Source organism: Pseudomonas serbiensis, from assembly GCF_030580745.1.
GTDB classification, from domain to species: Bacteria; Pseudomonadota; Gammaproteobacteria; order Pseudomonadales; family Pseudomonadaceae; genus Aquipseudomonas; species Aquipseudomonas serbiensis.
Map to the genome: position 1 here is coordinate 191,938 of NZ_JAUQOO010000009.1, position 23,593 is coordinate 215,530.

18 protein-coding genes and 2 pseudogenes are annotated in these 23,593 nt (G+C 58.5%); 11 read left to right on the plus strand and 9 right to left on the minus strand.

The genetic code is table 11. The features are described 5' to 3' along the window. Position 1 precedes the first annotated feature (1 nt). From Q6A51_RS14050 to Q6A51_RS14060, 4 genes and pseudogenes are all read left to right on the plus strand, one after another. Positions 2-814, plus strand: coding sequence for a cytochrome C assembly family protein (locus tag Q6A51_RS14050; RefSeq protein ID WP_201017934.1), 813 nt, complete (start codon positions 2-4; stop codon positions 812-814). 12 nt (positions 815-826) lie between these two features. Then, positions 827-1,274: pseudogene (locus Q6A51_RS27510) on the plus strand (DUF21 domain-containing protein); the annotation flags it as partial. Positions 1,275-1,336: 62 nt separating this feature from the next. Beyond that, positions 1,337-2,071, plus strand: a pseudogene (locus Q6A51_RS27515) (transporter associated domain-containing protein); the annotation flags it as partial. Positions 2,072-2,413: 342 nt separating this feature from the next. Then, the gene (locus Q6A51_RS14060) at positions 2,414-3,724 is read left to right on the plus strand and encodes an MFS transporter (RefSeq protein ID WP_122320872.1); all 1,311 of its coding nucleotides are present in this window, start codon (positions 2,414-2,416) and stop codon (positions 3,722-3,724) included. Positions 3,725-3,796: 72 nt separating this feature from the next. Here Q6A51_RS14060 and purT read toward each other — a convergent pair whose 3' ends face one another. The 5 genes from purT to Q6A51_RS14085 all read right to left on the minus strand — a co-directional run bounded on the left by purT (position 3,797) and on the right by Q6A51_RS14085 (position 7,023). After that, positions 3,797-4,978 carry a formate-dependent phosphoribosylglycinamide formyltransferase gene (gene purT, locus Q6A51_RS14065; protein WP_201017937.1) on the minus strand — a complete coding sequence of 394 codons (1,182 nt, stop codon included), beginning with the start codon at positions 4,976-4,978 and terminating at the stop codon, positions 3,797-3,799. Between the two features lie 102 nt (positions 4,979-5,080). Next, entirely contained in the window at positions 5,081-5,548 is a 468-nt protein-coding gene (locus tag Q6A51_RS14070) for a VUT family protein (RefSeq protein ID WP_201003703.1), read from the minus strand. Positions 5,549-5,632: 84 nt separating this feature from the next. Beyond that, complete coding sequence (locus Q6A51_RS14075) at positions 5,633-5,845, minus strand: DUF1289 domain-containing protein (protein ID WP_304575037.1); 213 nt, start codon at positions 5,843-5,845, stop codon at positions 5,633-5,635. Next, on the minus strand, positions 5,845-6,369 hold the full coding sequence (locus Q6A51_RS14080) for a gamma carbonic anhydrase family protein (RefSeq protein ID WP_201003707.1): 525 nt from the start codon (positions 6,367-6,369) through the stop codon (positions 5,845-5,847). The genes Q6A51_RS14075 and Q6A51_RS14080 overlap by 1 nt, the downstream gene beginning before the upstream one ends. 57 nt (positions 6,370-6,426) lie before the next feature. Then, the gene (locus tag Q6A51_RS14085; RefSeq protein WP_201003709.1) at positions 6,427-7,023 is read right to left on the minus strand and encodes a CoA pyrophosphatase; all 597 of its coding nucleotides are present in this window, start codon (positions 7,021-7,023) and stop codon (positions 6,427-6,429) included. A 150-nt stretch (positions 7,024-7,173) separates the two neighbouring features. Here Q6A51_RS14085 and Q6A51_RS14090 point away from each other — a divergent pair, with 150 nt between their 5' ends. Next, positions 7,174-7,725: an NUDIX hydrolase gene (locus tag Q6A51_RS14090; protein ID WP_304575038.1), complete on the plus strand. Its 552-nt coding sequence runs from the start codon at positions 7,174-7,176 to the stop codon at positions 7,723-7,725. A 36-nt stretch (positions 7,726-7,761) separates the two neighbouring features. Further along, the gene (locus tag Q6A51_RS14095; RefSeq protein ID WP_201003713.1) at positions 7,762-8,325 is read left to right on the plus strand and encodes a L,D-transpeptidase family protein; all 564 of its coding nucleotides are present in this window, start codon (positions 7,762-7,764) and stop codon (positions 8,323-8,325) included. Between the two features lie 69 nt (positions 8,326-8,394). Here Q6A51_RS14095 and Q6A51_RS14100 read toward each other — a convergent pair whose 3' ends face one another. Both Q6A51_RS14100 and purL read right to left on the minus strand, forming a co-directional pair. Continuing rightward, positions 8,395-8,706: a YqfO family protein gene (locus Q6A51_RS14100; RefSeq protein WP_304575039.1), complete on the minus strand. Its 312-nt coding sequence runs from the start codon at positions 8,704-8,706 to the stop codon at positions 8,395-8,397. A gap of 6 nt (positions 8,707-8,712) precedes the next feature. Then, positions 8,713-12,609, minus strand: a complete 3,897-nt coding sequence (purL, locus tag Q6A51_RS14105) for a phosphoribosylformylglycinamidine synthase (protein WP_304575053.1) — start codon at positions 12,607-12,609, stop codon at positions 8,713-8,715. A gap of 213 nt (positions 12,610-12,822) precedes the next feature. Between purL and mltF the strand changes: the two genes are divergently transcribed. Beyond that, complete coding sequence (gene mltF / locus Q6A51_RS14110) at positions 12,823-14,307, plus strand: membrane-bound lytic murein transglycosylase MltF (protein WP_201017939.1); 1,485 nt, start codon at positions 12,823-12,825, stop codon at positions 14,305-14,307. Positions 14,308-14,313: 6 nt separating this feature from the next. Here mltF and tadA read toward each other — a convergent pair whose 3' ends face one another. Both tadA and Q6A51_RS14120 read right to left on the minus strand, forming a co-directional pair. After that, on the minus strand, positions 14,314-14,802 hold the full coding sequence (tadA, locus tag Q6A51_RS14115) for a tRNA adenosine(34) deaminase TadA (protein ID WP_201017940.1): 489 nt from the start codon (positions 14,800-14,802) through the stop codon (positions 14,314-14,316). Beyond that, on the minus strand, positions 14,802-16,175 hold the full coding sequence (locus tag Q6A51_RS14120; protein WP_201017941.1) for a multicopper oxidase family protein: 1,374 nt from the start codon (positions 16,173-16,175) through the stop codon (positions 14,802-14,804). The genes tadA and Q6A51_RS14120 overlap by 1 nt, the downstream gene beginning before the upstream one ends. Before the next feature lie 177 nt (positions 16,176-16,352). On the opposite strand from Q6A51_RS14120, the gene Q6A51_RS14125 reads away from it, so the two are divergent. From Q6A51_RS14125 to Q6A51_RS14140, 4 genes are all read left to right on the plus strand, one after another. Further along, positions 16,353-19,247, plus strand: coding sequence for a membrane-targeted effector domain-containing toxin (locus Q6A51_RS14125; RefSeq protein ID WP_304575040.1), 2,895 nt, complete (start codon positions 16,353-16,355; stop codon positions 19,245-19,247). Between the two features lie 201 nt (positions 19,248-19,448). After that, entirely contained in the window at positions 19,449-19,946 is a 498-nt protein-coding gene (locus Q6A51_RS14130; RefSeq protein ID WP_201017943.1) for an RNA polymerase sigma factor, read from the plus strand. An 88-nt stretch (positions 19,947-20,034) separates the two neighbouring features. Beyond that, positions 20,035-20,997, plus strand: coding sequence for a FecR family protein (locus Q6A51_RS14135; protein ID WP_304575041.1), 963 nt, complete (start codon positions 20,035-20,037; stop codon positions 20,995-20,997). A gap of 113 nt (positions 20,998-21,110) precedes the next feature. Then, entirely contained in the window at positions 21,111-23,531 is a 2,421-nt protein-coding gene (locus Q6A51_RS14140) for a TonB-dependent siderophore receptor (protein WP_304575042.1), read from the plus strand. Positions 23,532-23,593: the final 62 nt, after the last annotated feature.

Sequence of the window (23,593 nt, forward strand, 5' to 3'; positions counted from 1 at the left end):
TATGTTCCCTCTAACACCCAGTCTGCTTTCAAGCCTCGCCGCCGCCAGCCTCTATGCCGCTGCGACCGTCTATCAGGGCGTACGCCTGAATCAGACCACCAAACCCGACAAGCGGCTGCTTGTACTGCTCGGCACCCTGGCCGTCATTGCCCATGCCATCGGCCTTTATTCCCAACTGATGCACCCGGCAGGCCTGGGACTGGACTTTTTCAACTCCGCCAGCCTGATCGCCGTGTCGGTCATCGCTCTGACCCTGATCGCCACCACGCGAATACCCGTGGAAAACCTGCTGGTGCTGCTGTTCCCGCTGGGCATGATAACTGCCCTGCTCGCCCAGTACGCCCCCAGCGGCACGGTGCAGCCGATCATTGAAGAGCCGGGCATTCTCAGCCATATCCTGCTTTCCATCCTGGCTTACGGCATGTTCACCATCGCGGTGTTCCAGGCGTTGCTGCTGCTGGTGCAGGATCATCAGCTCAAGCACAAGCACCCTTCGGGCCTGATCAAGAACTTCCCGCCCCTGCAAACCATGGAAAGCCTGCTGTTCGGTTTCCTGTGGGCTGGCTGGACACTGCTGTCGCTGTCGCTGATCTCCGGCTGGCTGTTCGTAGAGAACCTGTTTGCCCAGCATCTGGTACACAAGACCCTGCTCGCCTGTCTGGCCTGGGTGGTGTTCAGCGTCTTGCTGTGGGGTCGCAACCGCCTCGGCTGGCGTGGGCATAAAGCTATTCGCTGGACCCTGGGCGGCTTCTGCCTGCTGATGCTGGCCTATTTCGGCAGCAAGCTGGTACGCGAATTCATTCTGCATATCTGACGGGCGTCGATCATGGATAATCTGCCCCTCGGCCCACTTCTGGGTGTACTGACCCTGCTGATGCTCTGGTCCGGTCTGCTGACCGCTGTCGAGACGGCTCATCACCTGCTCAAGACGTTGCGCGCCGGCAGCCGCTCCAGTGAGGCGGCGACCTTTCCGGAACTGGCCTTCGAGCTCAACAGCCTGATTCTGAGCAATACGCTGATCAAGACCCTGATCACCGTCATCGCCACGCTGATTGCAGTCAATGGCTGGTTCGATAACGGCCCAACCGTTGCCTGGCTCATCACCGCTGGCGCCATGCTGGTATTTGCCGAATTCATCCCGCGCCGCCTCGCAGCCCGCTACCCCGTCGCCACTCTGTTGCTCGGTAACGGGACGCTGCATATCCCGATGAAGATCGTCTGGCCGCTGACCTGCGTCTTCAGCGCGATTGCAAAATACCTGCTGCGCCTTTTCGGCGTACATAAAGTGCCGAGCCAGGATAAAGACCTGGACGACGAATCGCAGAAACACAGCCACGATGGCGTTCAGGAATATCACCCACGCGCCAATGTCATCTCCGGCATTCATGCCCTGGACAGCATCACGGTCAATGACATTCTGATACCGCGCAACGAAGTGGACGGCGTCAACCTCGACGACCCCATCGAGCAGATCATCGAACGCCTGATCATTTCGCGACACACCCGCCTGCCGGTCTATCACAACGATATCAATCAGGTTCAGGGGGTTCTCAATACCCGTCAGATCAGCCATCTGCTGCCCAAGGGCGAACTGACCAAGGAGCAATTGCTGGCTGTCTGCTACGAACCTTACTTTGTGCCCGAAAGCACGCCATTGCAGTTGCAACTGCTCAACTTCCACAAGCAGCAGCGTCGGCTGGGTGTGGTGGTGGACGAATATGGCGAAGTGCTGGGCATTGTCAGCCTGGAAGACATCCTCGAAGAGATCGTCGGCGAGTTCGAGAACGAACAAAGCCTCAACAATCCCCATGTCACGCGCCAGACGGACGGACGCCTTGAAGTGGAAGGCGCTGCGTCGATTCGCGAACTGAACAAGAGCCTCGGCTGGCACCTGCCTTCCGATGGCCCCAAGACCCTTAACGGCCTGGTGACCGAAGCGCTGGAAACCATTCCCGAAGGTCCGGTCTGCCTGAAAATCGGCCCGTACCGGCTGGAAATCCTGGAAACCGAGGATAATCGCGTGAAGCGGGTGCTGATGTGGCAGAACGCTCCAAGCCTGGTTTTTACCTGAGAAAAGCGTAATGCTCAGGCTGCGTGAAAACACAGCCTGACCGAGCACAGCAGTTTTCAGACAGCCCGATGTTACTACTTGTTTCGCGAGCACAGCCCTTCCTATAATCCCTTCGCTTACCCAGCCAGCCGTAGCGCGTGCTACCCGCACCCAGCGCAGACGGCCAGTCATTCAGCCTGAACGACTCGCACCTTTTATGGCACGCTCCCATCCACGAGCGCTGTCATTACCCTCCAGCCCAACCGGGCCAATCTGATCAGTGCTGCGCCCACAATCACAAGAATGAACATTTGCCGCTACGTGGCCCACGTCGCAGGCAAGATGACTGTCAGGGATATCCGCATGACCAGCACCGCTACTCTCAGCGAAAACGACGACACCCAAACACCACCCACCAACTCGCCAACCCGCGTTGCAACCGCCAGCTTCATTGGCACCGCCATCGAGTTCTACGACTTTTACGTCTACGCCACGGCTGCGGCACTGGTGATCGGCCCGGTTTTCTTTCCACAGACCTCCGGCACCGCCCAGATGCTGTCGTCATTTCTGACCTTCGGCATCGCCTTTCTCGCACGGCCGCTAGGGTCGGCACTGTTCGGCCATTTCGGTGACCGTATCGGACGCAAATCAACGCTGGTGGCTTCATTGCTGCTGATGGGTGTCTGCACCACCCTGATTGGCGTGCTGCCCGGCTATGCAACCATCGGAGCCTGGGCACCGATCATTCTCTGCCTGCTGCGTTTCGGCCAGGGGCTGGGGCTTGGCGGTGAATGGGGAGGCGCTGCGCTACTGGCAACGGAAAATGCCCCCAAGGGCAAACGAGCCTGGTTCGGCATGTTCCCGCAACTGGGGCCATCCATTGGTTTTCTGGCAGCCAACGGCCTGTTTCTGGCACTGGCGCTGACACTCAGCGACGAGCAATTTCGCTCGTGGGGCTGGAGGATTCCATTTCTGCTCAGCGCCGCTCTGGTCATGGTCGGGCTGTATGTGCGTCTGAAACTGGAAGAGACACCGGTCTTCGCCAAAGCCATTGCACGCCATGAGCGGGTCAAGATGCCGATCGTGGAAACCTTCAGCCAGCACTGGAAACCGATGCTGCTGGGTGCCGCCTCAATGGTCGTGTGCTACGCGCTGTTCTATATCTCGACGGTCTTTTCCCTGAGCTACGGGGTTTCCACACTGGGCTATAGCCGGGAAACCTTCCTGGGCCTGCTGTGCTTCGCGGTGCTGTTCATGGCCGCGGCCACACCTTTGTCGGCCTGGGCAAGCGACCGCTTTGGGCGCAAGCCGGTGCTGATTGTCGGCGGTGTACTGGCGATTCTCTCGGGCTTTCTCATGGAGCCGCTGCTCACCCACGGCACGACCTGGGGTGTTGCGCTGTTCCTGTGTATCGAGCTGTTCCTGATGGGCGTGACCTTCGCCCCCATGGGCGCACTGTTGCCGGAACTGTTCCCGACACAGGTGCGTTACACCGGCGCATCGGCAGCCTACAACCTGGGCGGAATCGTCGGCGCATCCGTCGCCCCGTTCTTTGCACAGAAACTGGTGGCAATGGGCGGCTTGAGCTGGGTTGGCGGGTATGTGTCAGCAGCAGCGCTGATCAGCCTGCTGGCTGTGCTGTGCCTGAAAGAGACGAGAGACAGAGAACTCTGAAGATCGCCGGTAGGAGCGAATTCATTCGCGAAAAATGGCTTCGCGAATGAATTCGCTCCTACGCGGGGCTACTTACAAAATGACGTTGACCGCCGCCGAAGCACGGGTCGCCTTGGCGCGAGCGGCTTCGATGGACTCGTCACGCGCCAGGGCTACGCCCATGCGGCGCTGACCGTTGACTTCTGGCTTGCCGAACAGACGCAATGCAGTATCCGGCTCGGCCAGTGCTGCGCCCAGGTTGGCGAAAGCGGTTTGTGTGGATTGACCCTCGACCAGAATCACCGCCGAAGCCGATGGCCCGAACTGGCGGATCAACGGTACAGGCAGGCCCAGAATGGCACGGGCATGCAGGGCAAACTGGGACAGGTCCTGGGAAATCAGGGTCACCAGACCGGTGTCATGCGGACGCGGCGACACTTCGCTGAACCACACCTGATCGCCCTTGATGAACAACTCGACACCAAAGATGCCACGACCGCCCAACGCCTCGGTCACCGCCTTGGCAACGCGCTCGGACTCAGCCAGCGCAACCGGGCTCATGGCCTGTGGCTGCCAGGACTCCTGATAGTCGCCTTTCTCCTGACGATGACCAACCGGCGCACAGAAAGTAGTACCGCCGACATGACGCACAGTCAGCAGCGTGATTTCGTAATCGAAATCGATAAAGCCTTCGACGATCACACGGCCCTTGCCTGCACGACCGCCTTCCTGCGCGTAATCCCAGGCCTTCTGGATATCATCGGCGCTCTTGAGCAGGCTTTGGCCCTTGCCCGACGAACTCATGACCGGCTTGACCACGCAAGGGAAGCCCAGGTCCAGGACCGCTTTGCTGTAGTCCTCGAAGGTATCGGCAAAGTGGTACGGCGACGTCGGCAGCTTGAGTTCTTCGGCAGCCAGACGACGAATGCCTTCACGGTTCATGGTCAGTTGCGCAGCACGGGCTGTTGGAATGACGGTGAAACCTTCGGATTCAAGCTCGACCAGGGTAGCGGTCGCGATGGCTTCGATTTCCGGAACGATGAAATGCGGCTTCTCGGCCTCGACCACCGCACGCAGAGCAGCACCGTCGAGCATGTTGATCACATGGCTGCGATGGGCGACCTGCATGGCAGGCGCATCGGCATAACGGTCAACGGCGATCACTTCGACGCCCAGGCGTTGCAGCTCGATCACTACTTCCTTGCCCAGCTCGCCACTGCCGCAAAACAATACGCGAGTCGCGGTAGGCGACAGTGGAGTTCCGATTTGAGTCATCTCAGGTCCTCGTGAAGCAGATATCGATGGCAGCCCGCCGTATGCGAGCGACCGCTAAGGAGAAAGGCGCGCAATTTACCACGAAGCCCTGCAAATAGGGGCTCAACCCGGACAAGCGTTCTTGCGGATACGCCAGGCCATGATTAGCCAGACGGCCGTCACGCCCGCGAATTTGGAGCCAAGAGCTGTCAGTATCACCGGCGCCGTCAAGGCATCGATCAGGCCGAAAAAGATAAAGGTATCCAGCGGGATACTCAGCGCAGAGCTGATCCACAGCCGGTCATGCAACGGGCGTTTGGTAATGCTGAACACCAGCCAGTCGATGCATTCGGAAACCGCAAACGCCGTGGCGCTGGCCAGTGCAATGGCAGGCTCGCTGGTGACGTAAGACAGCAGCAGCGCCACCAGCATGGCGAGGATCGCGCCATGGCCGAAACGGGTCTGCACCATATCGCGCAGGACAAACACCAGCCCGCCCCAGGCCGACCAGATGATATCCAGATGCGGGGCGGTGGAAAAAGCGAAGTTGATCAGCACGACACTGCTGATGTAGGCGATCAGGAAAAGCATGGAAAAAGATGTCTTGGGAAAAACGGGTGGCAATGGTAGCAGAATGAGGGAGGCGGCTTGTCGGCAACAGAACCGGCACATTCATTACCGAGAAACAGTCCAGACCACCCCGCTCGCCTTGGCCCGTTCATGGCACAACCCCAGCACCGCCCGCCGCTCGTCATTGCTCATGCGGCTCCAGCCGGTGATCTCGGCGACCGTTCGCTGGCAGCCGGTGCAGATATCGTCTTCGTCCAGCGCACAGATGCTCACGCAGGGCGAGCGGACAGGTTTTTCTGGAATGGATTCAGTGCTCATCAGTCTTCCTGCACAGCAAGGTCGCGGGCGTAACGCTGGGCGTTGTGAACGTAATGCGCGGCGCTGGCTTCGAGCATCTTCTTCTGGACATCGGTGAGCTCTCGCACCACCTTGCCCGGCGAGCCCATCACCAGAGAGCCGTCGGGGATGACCTTGCCTTCGCCGATCAGCGAGTTGGCGCCAATGATGCAGTATTTGCCGATCTTTGCGCCGTTGAGAATCACGGAGTTGATGCCGATGAGGCTGTAATCGTCGACGCTGCAACCGTGCAGCATGACGTTATGACCAATGGTGACGCCTTTGCCGATGTTCAGCGGCGAGCCCATGTCGGTGTGCATCACCGTACCATCCTGCACGTTGCTGTTCTCTCCGATGTGAATCAATTCGTTATCGCCCCGCAGCACAGCGTTGAACCAGACGCTCGCCCCGGCCTCCAGCTTGACCTTGCCGATCAGGACCGCATTGGGCGCGACCCAGCTTTGTGGATCGGTCTGGACACGGGAGTCTCCTAGGCGATATTTCATGGTTTTACCTCAGGCTGATGACCGCACTCACAGGCGCGGTTCGTTATAAATGACCACTCAGGTGGTGGACCGCTCGGGCGGATGATGCAGGCTGATCTTCGTGTCATACAGCACATTGACCAGTTCGACGATCATGATCGCCGTCAGCCCCCAGATCTTGTATCCGCCATAACGATAGCTCGGCACGTACCAACTGCGACCGTCATAGTCGATCCGGTGGGTATGTTCGCGAGCGTCCTGGCGGAAGAATTCCAGCGGCACGCTGAAGACCGCAGCGATTTCAGCATCATTGGGGCGGTATTCGACAAAGTCGGGAATCACGCCGACATAAGGCGTGACCTTGATGCCATGCTTGGAAATCAGCGGGCTCAGAGGACCGACGATCTCGACGAGGCCGGGCGGCAGGCCGATTTCCTCTTCGGCCTCGCGCAGGGCCGTGAATATCAGATCGGGATCATCCGGATCGCGCCGTCCCCCCGGAAAAGCCACTTCCCCGCCGTGGGTGGAAAGCCCGCTGGCGCGCAAGGTCAGGATCAATTCGGGTTCATCACTGCGCGTGACCGGCAGCAATACCGCCGCCTCGGGAAACCGTCGGTCCGACTCAAGAATATCTGGCGTGTGACTGCTTACACGGAGAAGTAGCTCATCCAGCATGGGAAATCTCGATCTGTTGCACTCTTGGCATCATGCACCAAAGCGGCGAACTGCCCAACCCCTTGCAGGACGGTCATACAATCGCGAAACTTGCAGGTCCGCCCTGCAGCAAGCCAGGATAGCGTCTGCTTTAACGGATCGAACGAAACCATGAAATTCTGCAGCCAATGCGGTAACCCGGTCATCCTGCGCATTCCAGAGGGCGATAGCCGCCTGCGCCATGTATGCGAGCATTGCCATACCATTCATTATCAGAACCCGAATATCGTGGCGGGCTGCCTGGTTACGCAGGGCGAAAAAGTCTTGCTGTGCCGCCGCGCCATCGAGCCGCGCCTGGGTTTCTGGACCTTGCCGGCCGGCTTCATGGAGAACGGTGAAACCATCGAACAGGCGGCGCGCCGTGAAACCATCGAGGAAGCCTGCGCCACGCTGACTGACCTGCATCTGTATGCGCTGATCGACGTACCGCATATCAATCAGGTGCATGTGTTCTACCGCGCCGAACTCGCCACTCCAGAATTCGCCGCCGGGGTCGAAAGCCTTGAGGTGCAATTATTCGACGAAGCCGATATTCCATGGCATGACCTGGCTTTCATGACAGTCAGGCGTACCCTAGAATACTTCTTCGCGGACAGACGCCAGCAGGTTTACCCAGTGCATACCAGCGCCCTGCCAGCCTCGCGCCCGATACAGGACACCTAATCAATCCGGCACTCAGGTGCTTTCAGGGATACCGCAATGCGTTGGCTGTTCGCTCTCTTCTGCATGTCTTTCGTTCCGCTGTCGCAGGCGGCCTTTACCCAGACCATCGTGCCCAAGGGCAGCGAACAGAAAATCATCGACCATAAGGTCATCAACACCCAAAGCCTGGCTGACAAGAAAATCGACAAGGTGCTGGTGCTGAAATCCGCACGCCAGTTGCAACTGATCAGCGGCGGCGAAGCGCTCAAGACTTACCGCATTTCCCTGGGCAGAAACCCCAAGGGCACAAAGTTGCAGGAAGGCGACCAGCGCACACCGGAAGGTTTCTACTGGCTTGACTGGCGCAAGCCCAGCAACAACTACAACCTGTCGATACACATTTCCTACCCGAACATCTCAGATTCAGCACGCGCACGCCGTGAAGGCGTCAAGCCTGGCAGCATGATCATGCTGCACGGCACGCCCGTGGACGAAGAATATCCGGAGTGGTATTTCCATACCCTGGACTGGACCAATGGCTGCATCGCGCTGAAGAACAACGATATGCGTGAGGTCTGGGATCTGGTGAAGGACGGCACGATGATCGAGATTCGGCCGTAATCGCATGTTCGCGAATGAATTCGCTCCTACAGTGGGAGCGAATTCATTCGCGAAAAGCACGATGTAACTCTAGAACGCTTCCAGCCGCCACACTTCATAAGCTGGCGTTTCGTACGGATGGCTCTGCTTGAGAGCCACCACTGCCTGATGAATAGCCTCATCAGCGACGACCATCTCGACTTTCCATTCCTCGACCGTCTCGACCACGCCACCCTGACCGATAAATGGCTGACTGCCATCCAGCGGTCGGAACTGGCCCTGGCCGAGCACTTGCCATGAACAATGATCGTAAGCGCCGATTCGCCCTGCACCAGCGGCGAATACGGCGTTCTTGACCTGCTCTACATGGCTTGCAGGCACGAAGAAGGCAAGCTTGTACATCGGGGTTTAGTTAACCCAGACGCGAGCATTGCGGAACATGCGCATCCAGGCGCCGTCTTCGTTCCACTCTTCAGGACGCCAGGAGTTCTGCACGGCACGGAATACACGCTCAGGGTGCGGCATCATGATGGTGACGCGACCGTCGCGAGTGGTCATGCCGCCAATACCGCGCGGCGAGCCGTTCGGGTTGGCCGGGTAGGTTTCAGTGACCTTGCCGTGGTTGTCCACATAACGCAGCGCAACGGTGCCGGAAATATCGGCTTCGAGCAGGGCGTCGTCATGGGCGAACTCGGCATGACCTTCACCGTGAGCGATGGCGATCGGCATACGCGAACCGGCCATGCCCTGCAGGAAGATCGATGGCGATTCCTGGATCTGGACCATGGCAACACGGGCCTCGAACTGCTCCGAACGGTTGCGTACGAAGTGCGGCCAGAACTCACTGCCCGGAATCAGCTCGTGCAGGTTGGACAGCATCTGGCAACCATTGCACACACCGAGGGTGAAGCTGTCGGTACGCTCGAAGAAGCCCTGGAATGCATCGCGGGCACGGCTGTTGAACAAGGCCGATTTGGCCCAGCCTTCACCGGCACCCAGTACGTCGCCGTAAGAGAAGCCGCCGCACGCAACCATGCCTTTGAAGTCGTTCAGGTCGACACGACCGGCCAGGATGTCGCTCATGTGTACGTCGATGGCATTGAAGCCGGCGCGATCGAACGCAGCCGCCATCTCGACCTGACCGTTGACACCCTGCTCACGCAGAACCGCAACCTGAGGACGAACGCCTTTCTTGATGTACGGCGCAGCGATGTCATCGTTGACGTCGAAGCCCAGCTTGACGGTCAGGCCAGGGTTATCTTCTTCCAGCAGCGCATCGAATTCCTGATCGGCGCATTCGGCGTTGTCGCGCAGACGCTGGATCTGGTAGCTGGTTTCGGACCACTGACGTTGCAGCAGACGGCGCTGGCCGGTGAATACCGACTCGCCCGCGAAGCTGATGACCACTTCGTCGTTGTTCACCGGCTTGCCGATGACCGATACGCAGTCTTCCAGACCGGCAGCGCTGAACTGAGCCAGCACCAGTGGAGTTGCATCCTGACGAACCTGGATGACAGCACCCAGCTCTTCGTTGAACAGGATCGCAGCCAGCTCGGCCGAGGTTTCAGCCAGGCTGTCGAGGTACAGGTTCAAGCCGCAATGACCGGCGAACGCCATTTCCAGCACGGTGGTCAGCAGACCACCATCGGAACGGTCGTGGTAAGCCAGCAGGTGGCCATCGGCATTCAGACCCTGGATAACGGCGAAGAAAGCCTTGAGGTCTTCAGCGTCATCAACGTCCGGCGCAGAGCTGCCGAGCTTGCCGTAAACCTGGGCAAGAATCGAAGCGCCCATACGGTTCTGGCCACGACCCAGGTCGATCAGGATCAGGTCGGTTTCGCCCTTGTCCATGCGCAGCTCTGGAGTCAGGGTCTTGCGGATATCGGTAACAGGCGCAAAACCGGTCACGATCAGCGACAGCGGCGAGGTCACGCTCTTCTCGGCGCCCTCGTCGCTCCAGCGGGTTTTCATGGACATGGAGTCCTTGCCCACCGGAATGGTCAGGCCCAGCTCAGGGCACAGTTCCATGCCCACGGCCTTGACGGTGTCGTACAGACGCGCGTCTTCACCCGGATGGCCAGCAGCCGACATCCAGTTGGCCGACAGTTTGATGTCGGACAGCTTTTCAATACGCGAAGCGGCGATGTTGGTGAGGGTTTCACCAATGGCCATGCGACCGGAAGCCGGGGCGTCCAGCAATGCCAGCGGAGTGCGCTCGCCCATTGCCATGGCTTCGCCGGTGTTGACGTCAAAGCTGGTGGCCGTCACGGCGCAGTCAGCCACTGGCACTTGCCATGGGCCGACCATCTGATCGCGAGCCACCAGACCGGTGATGCTGCGGTCGCCGATGGTGATCAGGAAGTTCTTGCTGGCTACCGCCGGGTGACGCAGAACACGTTCCACGCTCTCGTCGATGCTCAGCGTGCTCGGATCGAAGTCGTCGCCCAGTTCAGCTTCGCGCTCGACCGAACGGTGCATGCGCGGGGCCTTGCCCAGCAGCACTTCCAGCGGCATGTCCACAGGATTGTTGCCGAAGTGGCTGTCGGTAACGGTCAGTTGAGGCTCGGCAGTGGCTTCGCCAACGACTGCGAACGGGCAACGCTCGCGCTCACAGATCGCCTTGAAACGCTCGAAATCTTCGGCAGAAACGGCAAGGACGTAACGTTCCTGGGACTCGTTGCTCCAGATTTCAAGCGGGGCCATGCCCGGCTCGTCATTAGGGACATTACGCAGCTCGAAACGACCGCCACGGCCGCCATCGTTCACCAGCTCAGGGAAGGCGTTGGACAGACCACCGGCACCCACGTCATGGATGAAGCTGATCGGGTTCTTGTCACCCAGTTGCCAGCAACGGTCGATGACTTCCTGGCAACGACGCTCCATTTCAGGGTTTTCACGCTGAACGGAAGCGAAATCCAGATCGGCGGAACTGGTGCCGGTCGCCATGGAGGAAGCAGCACCGCCACCCAGACCGATCAGCATGGCCGGGCCACCCAGCACGATCAGCTTGGCGCCGACAGTGATCTCGCCCTTCTGGACGTGATCTTCGCGGATGTTACCCATACCGCCAGCCAGCATGATCGGCTTGTGGTAACCACGAACTTCATCGCCGTGCGGCGTGCTGATCGACTGCTCGAAGGTACGGAAATAACCGGTCAGGGCCGGACGACCGAATTCATTGTTGAACGCCGCGCCACCCAGCGGGCCTTCGATCATGATGTCCAGCGCGGTCACGATGCGCTCGGGCTTGCCGTAAGGCACTTCCCATGGCTGCACGAAACCGGGGATCTGCAGGTTGGAAACGGTGAAACCGGTCAGGCCGGCCTTTGGCTTGGCACCACGACCGGTTGCGCCTTCGTCGCGAATCTCGCCGCCGGAACCGGTCGATGCACCAGGGAACGGAGCAATCGCGGTCGGGTGGTTGTGAGTCTCGACCTTCATCAGGATATGCACAGGCTCCTGCACCGCACCGTACTGGCAGGTTTCAGGGTCCGGGAAGAAACGACCGGCAACATTGCCGACGATCACCGAGGCGTTGTCCTTATAAGCAGACAGAACGCCTTCGCTGTGCATCTGGTAGGTGTTCTTGATCATGCCGAACAGGCTTTTTTCCTGGCTTTCGCCGTCGATATCCCAACTGGCGTTGAAGATCTTGTGACGGCAATGCTCGGAGTTGGCCTGGGCGAACATCATCAGTTCGATGTCGTGAGGGTTGCGCCCCAGACCGTTGAAGCTGGTGACCAGATAATCGATTTCGTCTTCAGCCAGGGCCAGGCCCAGCTCGACGTTGGCTTTTTCCAGCGCAGCGCGACCGCCACCGAGGATATCCACGGCAGTCAGCGGCTTGGGTTCGGCATGGCTGAACAGGCTGGCGGCCTGCTCGTGATTGTCCAGAACCAGCTGGGTCATGCGGTCGTGCAGGCTGTCGGCGATGGCCTGAGCCTCGGCATCGCTGAACTGGCCTTCTACATAGAAGGCAATACCGCGTTCCAGACGCTGGATTTTGGTCAGGCCACAGTTACGGGCAATATCGCTGGCCTTGCTCGACCAGGGCGAAATAGTGCCGAAACGTGGCAACACCAGGAACAGACGACCGTTCGGCTCTTGAACCGGCACACTCGGGCCGTATTTCAGGAGGCGATCGAGAACCTGCTGTTCTTCGCTGGACAGAACGCCAGTGACTTCAGCGAAGTGAGCGAATTCAGCGTACAAGCCACTGACAGCTGAAACTTTTTGTTTCAGTTGTTCTAGTAATTTGCTGTGGCGGAAGGCAGAAAGGGCAGGAGCACCGCGCAGGATCAACATCTTCGGGACAGCCTCGGGAAGGGGGTGTGCTTTGAGGCCACGCATTCTAGCCTAAACCGACCCTTTGAGCACCCAAAACGGCGACAAGGAATGCGCCCGAATGTCGCTTCTTTGCAGAAAACACCTCCTTTTTTGCCAAAAAGCCCTCTCCTATCAGACGCAAGCCTTGCTGTCGAGATATGGCGGCACCGGTGCTTTGCGTATACTGCACCGATGTTCTCCCTAGCAGATTTCCGCCCTCGTTGCGCCAAATGGCTCGTCGCAACCGGACTCTTCCTGATGCTCAGCGCCTGTGTGGATAAACCCAGCACACTGGAGCGAGTCAAGGAGGATGGCGTCCTGCGCGTTGTAACCCGTAACAGCCCCGCCACTTATTTCCAGGATCGCAACGGTGAAACCGGCTTTGAATACGAGCTGGTCAAGCGTTTTGCCGATGATCTGGGGGTCGAACTCAAGATCGAAACGGCTGACAACCTCGACGATATTTTCGAGCAGATCAACAAGCCTGGCGGCCCGGTACTGGCGGCAGCCGGCCTGATCGATACTCAGGAGCGCAAGCAGCAGGCCCGCTTCTCTCATCCTTATCTTGAGGTCACGCCGCAGGTTGTCTACCGCAACGGCCAGTCACGTCCCACCGACGCAGGCGATCTGGCAGGCAAACGCATCATGGTCCTCAAGGGCAGCAGCCATGCTGAACAACTGGCCGCCCTCAAGGCACAGAACCCCGGCCTGGAATATGAAGAGTCGGACGCCGTGGAAGTGGTCGACCTGCTGCGCATGGTCGATGAAGGCCAGATCGACCTGACCCTGGTCGATTCCAACGAGCTGGCCATGAACCAGGTCTACTTCCCCAACGTGCGCGTGGCCTTTGATCTCGGCGAAGCCCGTGAACAGCGCTGGGCCGTGGCTCCGGGCGAAGACAACAGCCTGCTGAACGAAATCAACGCCTACCTGGACAAGGTTGAAAAGAACGGCACCCTGCAACGACTGAAAGACCGCTATTACGGTCACGTCGATGTATTGGGCTATGTCGGCGCCTATACCTTCGCCCAGCACCTGCAGGAACGCCTGCCCAAATACGAGAAACACTTCCAGGCCTCGGCCAAGAAAGAGCAGGTCGACTGGAGGCTGCTGGCGGCCATCGGTTATCAGGAGTCATTGTGGCAACCCACTGTGACCTCCAAGACCGGGGTTCGCGGCCTGATGATGCTGACTCAGAACACCGCACAAGCCATGGGCGTTACCAACCGGCTCGACGCGAAACAAAGCATTCAGGGCGGAGCCAAGTACTTCGCCTATGTAAAGGATCAACTGGACGAGAAGATACAAGAGCCGGATCGCACATGGCTGGCGCTCGCGTCCTACAACATTGGCGGCGGTCATCTGGAAGATGCGCGCAAACTGGCCGAAAACGAGGGGCTGGACCCCAACAAGTGGCTGGACGTCAAAAAGATGCTGCCTCGTCTTTCTCAGAAGAAGTGGTACAGCAAGACCCGCTATGGCTATGCCCGAGGCGGCGAGCCAGTGCATTTCGTCGCCAACATTCGCCGCTACTACGACATTCTGACCTGGGTCACACAGCCACAACTCGAAGGCAATCAGGTAGCCGAAGGCAATCTGCATGTCCCCGCCGTAGACAAGACCAAACCCACGCAGGCTACACAGCCGGATGAGCAGAAGCAGAACCCCGCACTCTGATCGGCGCTAACCCTTGCTGGCCGCCCGACGCATCCTGAAAAACTCGCTCAACATCGCCCCGCACTCCTCCCCCAGGACACCGCCCTCGAACAACACGCGATGGTTGAGAAACCCTTGAGTGAAAAACTGCCCCTGGCTTTGCACAATACCTGCCTTGGGTTCCAGCGCACCGTAAACAACGCGGGCCACACGGGAATGAACGATCAGGCCCGCGCACATGCTGCAAGGCTCCAGCGTCACGTACAGCGTGCTGCCGGGCAGGCGATAGTTGCTGACCGCTTTGGCCGCATCGCGAATGGCGACCATCTCGGCATGGGCACTAGGGTCGCTGCCGCTGATCGGGCAGTTGTAGCCGCGACCAATGATCTGACCATCCAGCACCAGCACCGCGCCAACGGGCACCTCGCCCAATAGCGCGCCCTCGGCGGCCAACGCCAGCGCCTCGCGCATGAAGTCCTGATCGCGACTGCGATCAATGATTTGCGGTTGCCGCATCAAGAAACCTCTATCGCTGCCATAAGGCCGGTTTCCATGTGATCGATCACATGGCAGTGGAACATCCACACGCCAGGATTATCCGCGACCAACGCCACCCGCGCCCGCTCATTTCGGCCCAGCAGAAAGGTATCGGTGAAATAAGGAATGATTTTGCGCCGATTGGACGCGATCACCTTGAAACTCATGCCATGCAGATGGATCGGGTGCTGGTACTGAGTCATGTTCTTCAGCTCGAAGATGTAACTCTTGCCCAACACCAGCTTGGCAATAGGCCGGTCTGCACAGGTCTTGTCGGTGATGTCCCAGGCCTCGCCATTGATCTGCCAGAGGCTTGGCGGCTTGCCATTGTCGGTGTTGACCGACATGGAGCCGACCCACTCGAAGTTGAAGTTGATCTTCTCGGCATTCTCCAGATCCGGCTCGGCAATCGGATTGGCAGGCAACTCTGGCGGCCATTGGCCCGGCGCGTCGTTATTGGCGACCGAACGGAAAGTCCCCAACCGCACCGGCCCGTTGCGCAAGGCGATTTCCTCGCCCGCAGGCGGTGCCTTGATTGCCAGACAGATGCGCATCCCCGGCCCTAGCCAGTAATCCTCGCCGAAAGGACGCGGCGTCACCGGGTTGCCATCCAGCGCATAGATCTGCGCCTCGGCGTCCGGCAGGTTGAGACGATAGGTCACCGTGTTGTCGAGGTTAAGCAGACGAACCCGGGTAATCTGCCCGGCAGGCAGATCGATAACCGCCTGGGGAATGCCGTTCAAGGTCGAAAGCCGTCCCGCCGTGCCTTCACGGGCGGCTTCGCGCAAGACACTGAACTCTGTGAAAGCCCCCTCTTCGTCCACATGCCAGCTCTTCAGGCTGACCGTGCGCTCATGCAGGAAGCCCGTGGGCTCGCGCTCTTCGATAATCAGCGGCCCCACCAGACCGCGGCCCAGCTCTTCGCTGCTGCTGACATGCGGGTGATACCAGTAACTGCCTGCATCCGGCACACGGAACTTGTAATCGAAATACTCGCCCGGCTTGACCGGCAACTGCGAAACATAAGGCACGCCGTCCATTTCCAGCGGCAACCGGATGCCATGCCAGTGAATGGTGGTTTCCACAGGCAACTGGTTAATAAAGCGCAAGCGCAGCCACTCGCCCTGACGTACCCGCAACTCGGTGCCCGGCGCAGAACCACCGAACGCCCAGGCTGGCGTCTTGTGCCCTGCGACCAGTTCGACATCCAGCGGCGCGGCAATCAGCTCGAAATCATGCCCCTCTCCCGGCCCACGCCGTCCCAGCCAGTAACGCGAAGCACCACCTGCGCCCAAACCAACCACGGCAAGACCGGCAAGACCTCCGAGAATTTGTCGACGGGTAAAGGACATAGGGGAAAAAACCTCAAGAACGACTGCGGGATGCACCTGAGAGTGGGTGCGAGGGGCGAATACGATACACCTGCGTTTAGGGAAAGATAAGAGCATCCATACCGCACTAACTATCTAGCGCTCCCGTTCTCACGATTCACGACACGCTTGGAGGATTCCATACACGAGATAAAACCTGTGAACCAGAACAACACCCCCGCATCCGCCCCGCCCTTTTCCCAGGACCGGATGACGCTGAAAAGCATCGCCCGACGCCTTGCAGAAAGCTGCCCCGACATGCGCCAGCAGGCCCTGGAAACAGCCGGGAATATCCTGCGCAAACACACCGGCCTGACGATTTCTCCAGACACCGTCTACTGGCACCGCTTTACCACGGCGGTGAGCAGCCATGTCACCTTCAGTGGCTGGCAGCATTATGGTTCGCCAATCGAGTCAATGACCCTGCCGCAACTGATCCTGCATCGATTCAACGCAGAGGATCAGGACTATGCAGACGAACTGCAAACGATGAGTGGCTTTTACACAGCCGGGCCGCAGGCCGATGTCTACGATGAGCACACTGAAATAAAAATGCTTGTTTCAGATGTCATGAGCGATTTGTGGGCTATCGATTTCAGCACGCAATACAAGGCAAAACTTGCCAGCTTCTGGCAAAACTGCGCCGAGGACTTCCGTACCCTCAGCAAAGCCAACTTCCTGTCCAAGGTCCTGGAGGATCGGCACAACGGTCATTTATCCGCCCAGGACACCCAGTCGATCATTCAGGCTGTCGCGAACAATATTCACACACCGATCCAGTTGTCGATGCTGACTGCTACAACCAGCGCGCCTGCCGGAGTACGTGTCACGGCCTTTGATCTCGGCGGTCATGAAGCCAGCGATATCCTGCGCATCGTGACTCCCAAGGGCCGACAAATTATCTATATACCCGGGGAAATCACCCCTATTCATGTTTTCGATACGCCGGAGCACTTGAAAACCTGGCTCGTCAGCGAAACAACGAAAGTCGGTGACCGGGCACGATTGCTCTCGCATTTCCCGCTTTCAATGCGCAACGAAATCAGCAACGACGTCGGCCTCAACCATCTGATGGATCTGCTGCCCACTGCCAGCACCTCATTGATCAATCAAAATGACCGCGACCTGGGCATGGATGCATTCACCTGGCTTCGGGACAGCGCACGCACCCGCATGAACGCCGATGCCAATCTGTCCATGCGCTCCAATTCGGACCTGCGAAAGCAGATGTGGATCGGCTATCTCAATGCGTTCTCCCATGTCATCGGCCCACTGGCGGCTATTGACTGGCCTGTTGCGCTGGCCGTGGTGGGTGCCGGGCTGGCGGACATGGGGCTGAACATCGATCAGGCGGTCAACGGCCACACCACTGCCGAGCGCAAGGCAGGTGTCATCGGGGCCATCACCAGCGGAGTGGACGTGCTGTTCAACAGCCTGTTCCTGATCGGCGGTTTTCCGGAAGCAGAACACCCCGTTATCGCTCACGAAGCAACATTGCCTGTTGCAACCGAGGTCGAGCCAGGCATTGCCCCTGTAATCACAGAGACATCAGCAGTGATACCGGCCAAGGCGCCGGAGCTGCCTGAAGACTTCAAGAGCACGGTCTCGCTTGTCGGCTCTCCCGTGGCGCAAAGTGGCCGCATGCAGGGTATCTATCAACTGACTGACGGCAGTACCTACGTTTCGATCAAGGGCGAGACTTACCGCGTTCGCTTCATTAACGAGATGAACGGCTGGGCCATTATCGACCCGAACAATCCTTTCTCGTTCTACCGCAATGTCCCGATACGCATCAATGCGGCCGGCCAGTGGGAAACGCTCAAGACCAATGGCCTTAGAGGCGGAGGCCCCGTGGTATCAAGCCTGAGGTCATCGCGAGTCAATTACCCAATCAGGGCCAGCGCCTACGACGTCCCCGAAAACATGAAGCAGGATCTCGCCGTTGCAGCCAATGGTGGAGACCGCAAGGTCTTGCAGGGGGATTGGGCCAGGCTTCATTCATGGACAGACCCCTATATTGATTTCAGGGCACTGAGAGAGCGATTGCGTACGGATGCCTTCCAGTTCTTCAGTCAGACAAAGTTGCCGCAAAGGCCTGAGATGCCACGGCTTGAAGCCACCGACACCTGTAAATCCACACTGCAGAAAATCCTGGCCAATGCTCCTGGCCTGGTTATCGGGGAAAGCCACGCCGAATTAGGCAGCAAGAAATTCCTGATCGATAACATGCGCCTGTTGAAAAAACTTAATGTCAGAACGCTGTATATGGAACATCTGCTCAACGACTTCCATTTGCAGGACCTGAAAACGTTTGCCGAATCGGGGAACATGCCGGGCAATCTGAAAACCTACCTGCGAAACCTGGACACAGGTCATCACACAGACCCCATGGGGCAGTACACCTTTCTCGAACTGGTGAATGCCGCCAATGAGAACCACATCCGTATCCAGCCCCTCGACTGCATGGCCAGTTATCGAATTGTCGGCATGAACGACTCCGATGGGCTGCTGCGTATCAAAATGATGAACTACTTCGCTCACACCACCATCCAGGCCGATGCACCGAACCTAGGCCCTAAAGGCAAATGGCTGGCGCTGGTCGGCAATGCGCACGCCAATACCTATGAAGGGGTGCCCGGCATCAGCGAACTGGAAGGGGTCATAGGCATAAGAGCCGAGGACGTCAGCCTGGGCCAGCCCGAAGGCTTTTCGATTGACCCGGGCCAGGTCATGAATGGCGAGATCGGCAGGCTGCCCACTTTCGTCAAAAGCGACTTCAGAATGCAGATGGCAATCAACAAGGTGTATCCACAACCAACGATAGAAAATCGCCTGATCATTCCGGGAATGTTTGTCATCAATAGAAATACAGGCAGCCCGCTATTGATCCACCGCGCCTCGGATGGCGCTATCGTGCGAACGGCCATCAAGACCAGCCGCGGCAAGTTCTTTATCGAACGCCCTAGATGGCAGGCCATCAGCGGCCGCCCTTTTGACAATCTGGGCCAACTGGTCGATGCGCTGAAATTGATGGGAATGAAGGATGTCAGCTAGAAGGTGCCGAGGTAAATGAACAAGAGGCGGATAGAACTCAGCGATTGTATCCGCCCTTTTTAGGGGCGCCATGGCTCGACTTTGATCGCCATCCATCATCTCTGCCGGCTGAAAATGCACTTTGATACCAAGCCTCAACACAAACGATTCTCGTTTGTGATATTTTCCCGCGCTCGCTTGCATGTCAGCCAAGGTGGCTTTATGTCCGGTTCAGATCTCAAGGCGCTGTATCTCGCCCATCGCGCAGAAATCCAGGAATACCTGGATCGCCGCTTGCGTTGCAAAGAGACCGCTGCCGACCTGACGCAGGACACGTTCATTCGCCTCTCCGAGCAGATGGGTCGTACACGGATAGAAAACTTCCGCGCCTATCTGTTTTCCAGCGCCAGAAACCTGTTTATCGATCACACCAGACGCCAGGAACATCGTAAAAGCGAGCCGCTGGAAAGCCAGGAAATGAGCAGCGTCGGGCAAAGAACGCCAACCCTTGAACAGGCAGCCATCGCCAACCAGCAACTGGCAACCTTGAACGAGGTGATTCAACGCATGCCTGCGCCTTGTCGCGAGGTTTTCCTGATGGTACGGGTCGAAGGCATGACCTATGCCGAGATTGGCGAACGCCTCGGCATTTCTCCGAAAACGGCCTATAGCCGTATGGTCAAGGCACTGGACTTACTGAAGCTTGGCATGTCCAAGTGAGCCTGTATCTGTCGCAACAGCCAACGCATGTGAACAGGCTGGATTACAATCACCCGCCAGTACTCTTTCCAGTTGAATTGATTATCCAATGAATCCCGAACCGCCCTTGCTCGATCAATCCGCACGTCAGCCTGATGATATAAGCCATCAGGCCAGCGTCTGGTTTGCGTTGATGAATGGCGGATCGCCAACTCAGGCCGAGCGCGAGGAACTGGCAAGGTGGATAGAGGCCTCTGCTCAGCATGCTCAGGCCTATGCCGAGCTGGAAAGTCTATGGGCCGCATCGGCACTCTTGCTGAAACCTGAACCGCCCGTGGCGCGCACTCAACTGTCCCGGCGTCGCTTCGTCGGTCTTGGGGTCGCCGCCAGCGCTGTGGCAGTCACGGCGGGTGCGACCTCCTTCTGGCTCAAGGGAACAGGCTCACCCTTTGCAGATGTGCGTACCGCCGTGGGCGAGCGTCGTCAGGTGAACTTGCCGGACGGCTCGACCGTGGACCTTGCCGCAGATACAGCCCTGAATCTGGACTTTTCATCCTCCAGACGCTCAGTGGAACTGCTGCAGGGCGAAGCGTTTTTCAGCGTGGTGCCTGCTGCCATTGAGCTTCAGATCAATACGGAAGCGGGCCAGGTGCTCGCTCGTGAAGGCGAATTCTGCCTGGCATGCGACAAGGCAAGCGCCCGGCTGGCAGTCACTCGAAAGAACGTACGGGTCGTCACGGCCACTCAACAGACTGACCTGGAAGAAGGCTTTTCCGTACGCTTCAGCCCCAACCAGACCGGTACGATTCAACACGCCGAGCTGGAGCAAATACTGGCCTGGCGCGATGGCCGCCTGGCATTCTTCGACACCCCGCTGCTCACCGTTGTCGATGAATTGCAGCGATGGCGAGAAGGGAAAATCTTCATCATGGACAAGCGACTCGCTGCACGCCGGGTCAGCCTGATCCTCAACCTGAACAGGCCCGATCAGATGCTGGATGTCCTTGCCAGAGCTCTGTCGGTGCGTACGACTCGCTACACCGACTTGGTCACGCTGATCTACCCCGCCTGAAACTTCGCGCATAAATAATTCAAGACACCTTCAGGAATCGCGATTGCTCATCCGTCTTAACGGGACTGATTGATATTCGCATATCTGCGCGCACTTCATAGGAAGCGACCTGAATGGCCAAAATACCAAACCCGAGCCTGAAAACCGATCCCCGCTGGCAGCGTAATGCCCTTGGCGCAGCACTCGCGTGTGCTTTACTCGTCGGTACCGTTCAGGCTCACGGAGCATCAGGTCAGGCCGCTGCAAGCACTGTAGAAAAGCTGTCGCTCAATATTCCTGCGCAACAGCTACGTCAGGCACTGTTGATATTCAGCCGACAATCCGGGCAGAACGTGCTGCTCGACGGCAACCTTGACGCGACCTTGCGCAGTAGCGCAGTCATCGGCAGTTATTCAGCCGAGGAAGCATTGACGAAGTTACTGCAAGGCAGTGGCTACAGCTTCGCTCGCACTGACGCGGTCACGGTTTACCTTGTCCCGTCAGACAATAAAAGTGTGGGCAACGAAGTGATCCTTGGTCCTACCCAGATTCAGTATCGCGCCATGCAAGACGACAGCCCGAGCCAAGGCTATCAGGGCAAACCCGTTTCCAGCACTACGCGCCTGGGCCTGAGTGACAAGGACACACCACAGGCGATCACCGTAGTAACCCGCGAGCAAATGGACGACTTCAAACTCAACAGCGTGAAAGAGGCGTTGCGCAACGCGCCATCCGTCACCGTCGAACAGTTCGAAACCGATCGCACCGCCTTTACCTCGCGTGGCTTCAAGATCGAAAACTTTGAATACGACGGCATGAGCCTGCCATTTTCGGGCGGCGTGCTGGTCGGCGATCAAGACATGACGGAATTCGAGCAGGTCGACGTACTGCATGGCGCCAACGGGCTCATGAGCGGCACGGGTGACCCGTCGGCTACCGTCAATCTGGTCCGCAAACGGCCTACCGATACCTTCCAGGCCAGAATCGACAGCAGCATCGGCTCCTGGGACAACCGCCGACTGGGCCTGGATGTATCCGGCCCCCTGACAGACAGCGGCAACGTTCGCGGACGCTTCATCACCTCCCACGACAAAGGTAACTCCTACCTCGATCAGTACAGCCACGAAGTCAATGTGGCAGCGGGTTTGCTGGCCTTTGACCTGTCCGATGCCGACACCCTGACCGTGGGCTTTACCCAACAGAACAGCTACTCCAATGGCAGCACCTGGGGAGCCTTGCCTATCGCCGATTACGCAGGCAACCGTATTCACTACAGCAGCCGCAGTTCCAGCGTCGGCCAGCCGTGGACCTACTGGGACGTCCATACCAAACGCGCTTTCATCGAGCTGACACACGCTTTCGACAATGGCTGGGCAAGCACTGTCACCCTGGCAGGAATGAGCCAGGACTCCGATACCAAAATGCTGTACGCCATCCCGGCAACGGCTACCGATGCTTATGCCTATATCAACCGCACCACCAGCACGGAACATCAGGTGACGGGTGAAGCGCGGCTGTCCGGCCCATTCAAATTCCTCGGACGGGAACATGAATTGACCGTGGGCGCCAATTACGGGCGCACCCATCATGACGAGCGCGGGCACTACAGAGATGCATCGGGCAACCAGCTTGTCAGCCTCTCCGATGCACTGGCCGGCAACGTGGTGCAACCGGCACTGAACTACACCGACGACCTCAATACACAACTGTTCACCGACCGCCAGAAAAGCCTGTTCGCCGGGGCGCGCTTCAGCCTTGTCGATGAACTGCACTGGATCGCCGGGGCACGCATGCTCAGCGCCGATGGCGAAGGGGCTGGCTACGGCTCGCCACACAACACCCGAGTACACGGCAAGGTCACGCCCTATACCGGCCTGGTTTATGACCTCACGCCACAGTGGAGCCTGTACACCAGCTGGACGGAGATCTTCAAACCTCAATACGTGCGCAGCACCAGTGGTGGAGTGATCCTGCCACTTGAAGGCAAAAGCATGGAAGCCGGTGTGAAAGGTCGCCTGCTCGATGAACGACTGACCGTGACTGCTGCGGTATTCAAGACAGACCAGCAAAACGTCGCCGAACTCACCGGGGAAATCGTGGGTGGCCAATACGTCTATCGCGGCACGAACGTCAAAAGCCGGGGCATCGAACTGGGAGCCTCCGGCGAAGTACTGACCGGCCTCGAACTGGCTGGCGGCTATAACTTTGTGCGGATCGAAGACGACGATGGCGAGGAGGCTCGCAAGTACATCCCTGCTCATACCTTGCGCGGCAGCCTGACTTATCGCCTGCCCGGCCTGCCCAAAGCCAAAGTCGGCACCCGCCTTCAATGGCAAAGCTCAACCGAGCTGGACACCAACAGTAATGTCAGCCAGGAGGCCTACGCCCTGGTGGACCTGATGGCCAGCTACGACATCGACGAGCACTGGAGCACATCGCTGAACATGAACAACGTCACCGACCGCAAATACTTGCTGTCGCTGTATCAGTCGGCAGGCTCCACCAACTATGGCGCGCCACGGAATCTGACGGCTTCGGTGACGTGGAAGTATTGATCTGCCAGATGCAGGAAAGCCCCTGAGTTCAGGGGCTTTCTTTTGGTCATCTGGTTACAGGA

Bases quoted from the DNA above. Each gene is read 5' to 3' on its own strand.
- Q6A51_RS14050 (WP_201017934.1), top strand. From the start codon at position 2: ATGTTCCCTCTAACACCCAGTCTGCTTTCAAGCCTCGCCGCCGCCAGC.
- Q6A51_RS14060 (WP_122320872.1), top strand. From the start codon at position 2,414: ATGACCAGCACCGCTACTCTCAGCGAAAACGACGACACCCAAACACCA.
- purT (WP_201017937.1), bottom strand. From the start codon at position 4,978: ATGACTCAAATCGGAACTCCACTGTCGCCTACCGCGACTCGCGTATTG.
- Q6A51_RS14070 (WP_201003703.1), bottom strand. From the start codon at position 5,548: ATGCTTTTCCTGATCGCCTACATCAGCAGTGTCGTGCTGATCAACTTC.
- Q6A51_RS14075 (WP_304575037.1), bottom strand. From the start codon at position 5,845: ATGAGCACTGAATCCATTCCAGAAAAACCTGTCCGCTCGCCCTGCGTG.
- Q6A51_RS14080 (WP_201003707.1), bottom strand. From the start codon at position 6,369: ATGAAATATCGCCTAGGAGACTCCCGTGTCCAGACCGATCCACAAAGC.
- Q6A51_RS14085 (WP_201003709.1), bottom strand. From the start codon at position 7,023: ATGCTGGATGAGCTACTTCTCCGTGTAAGCAGTCACACGCCAGATATT.
- Q6A51_RS14090 (WP_304575038.1), top strand. From the start codon at position 7,174: ATGAAATTCTGCAGCCAATGCGGTAACCCGGTCATCCTGCGCATTCCA.
- Q6A51_RS14095 (WP_201003713.1), top strand. From the start codon at position 7,762: ATGCGTTGGCTGTTCGCTCTCTTCTGCATGTCTTTCGTTCCGCTGTCG.
- Q6A51_RS14100 (WP_304575039.1), bottom strand. From the start codon at position 8,706: ATGTACAAGCTTGCCTTCTTCGTGCCTGCAAGCCATGTAGAGCAGGTC.
- purL (WP_304575053.1), bottom strand. From the start codon at position 12,609: ATGTTGATCCTGCGCGGTGCTCCTGCCCTTTCTGCCTTCCGCCACAGC.
- mltF (WP_201017939.1), top strand. From the start codon at position 12,823: ATGTTCTCCCTAGCAGATTTCCGCCCTCGTTGCGCCAAATGGCTCGTC.
- tadA (WP_201017940.1), bottom strand. From the start codon at position 14,802: ATGCGGCAACCGCAAATCATTGATCGCAGTCGCGATCAGGACTTCATG.
- Q6A51_RS14120 (WP_201017941.1), bottom strand. From the start codon at position 16,175: ATGTCCTTTACCCGTCGACAAATTCTCGGAGGTCTTGCCGGTCTTGCC.
- Q6A51_RS14130 (WP_201017943.1), top strand. From the start codon at position 19,449: ATGTCCGGTTCAGATCTCAAGGCGCTGTATCTCGCCCATCGCGCAGAA.
- Q6A51_RS14135 (WP_304575041.1), top strand. From the start codon at position 20,035: ATGAATCCCGAACCGCCCTTGCTCGATCAATCCGCACGTCAGCCTGAT.
- Q6A51_RS14140 (WP_304575042.1), top strand. From the start codon at position 21,111: ATGGCCAAAATACCAAACCCGAGCCTGAAAACCGATCCCCGCTGGCAG.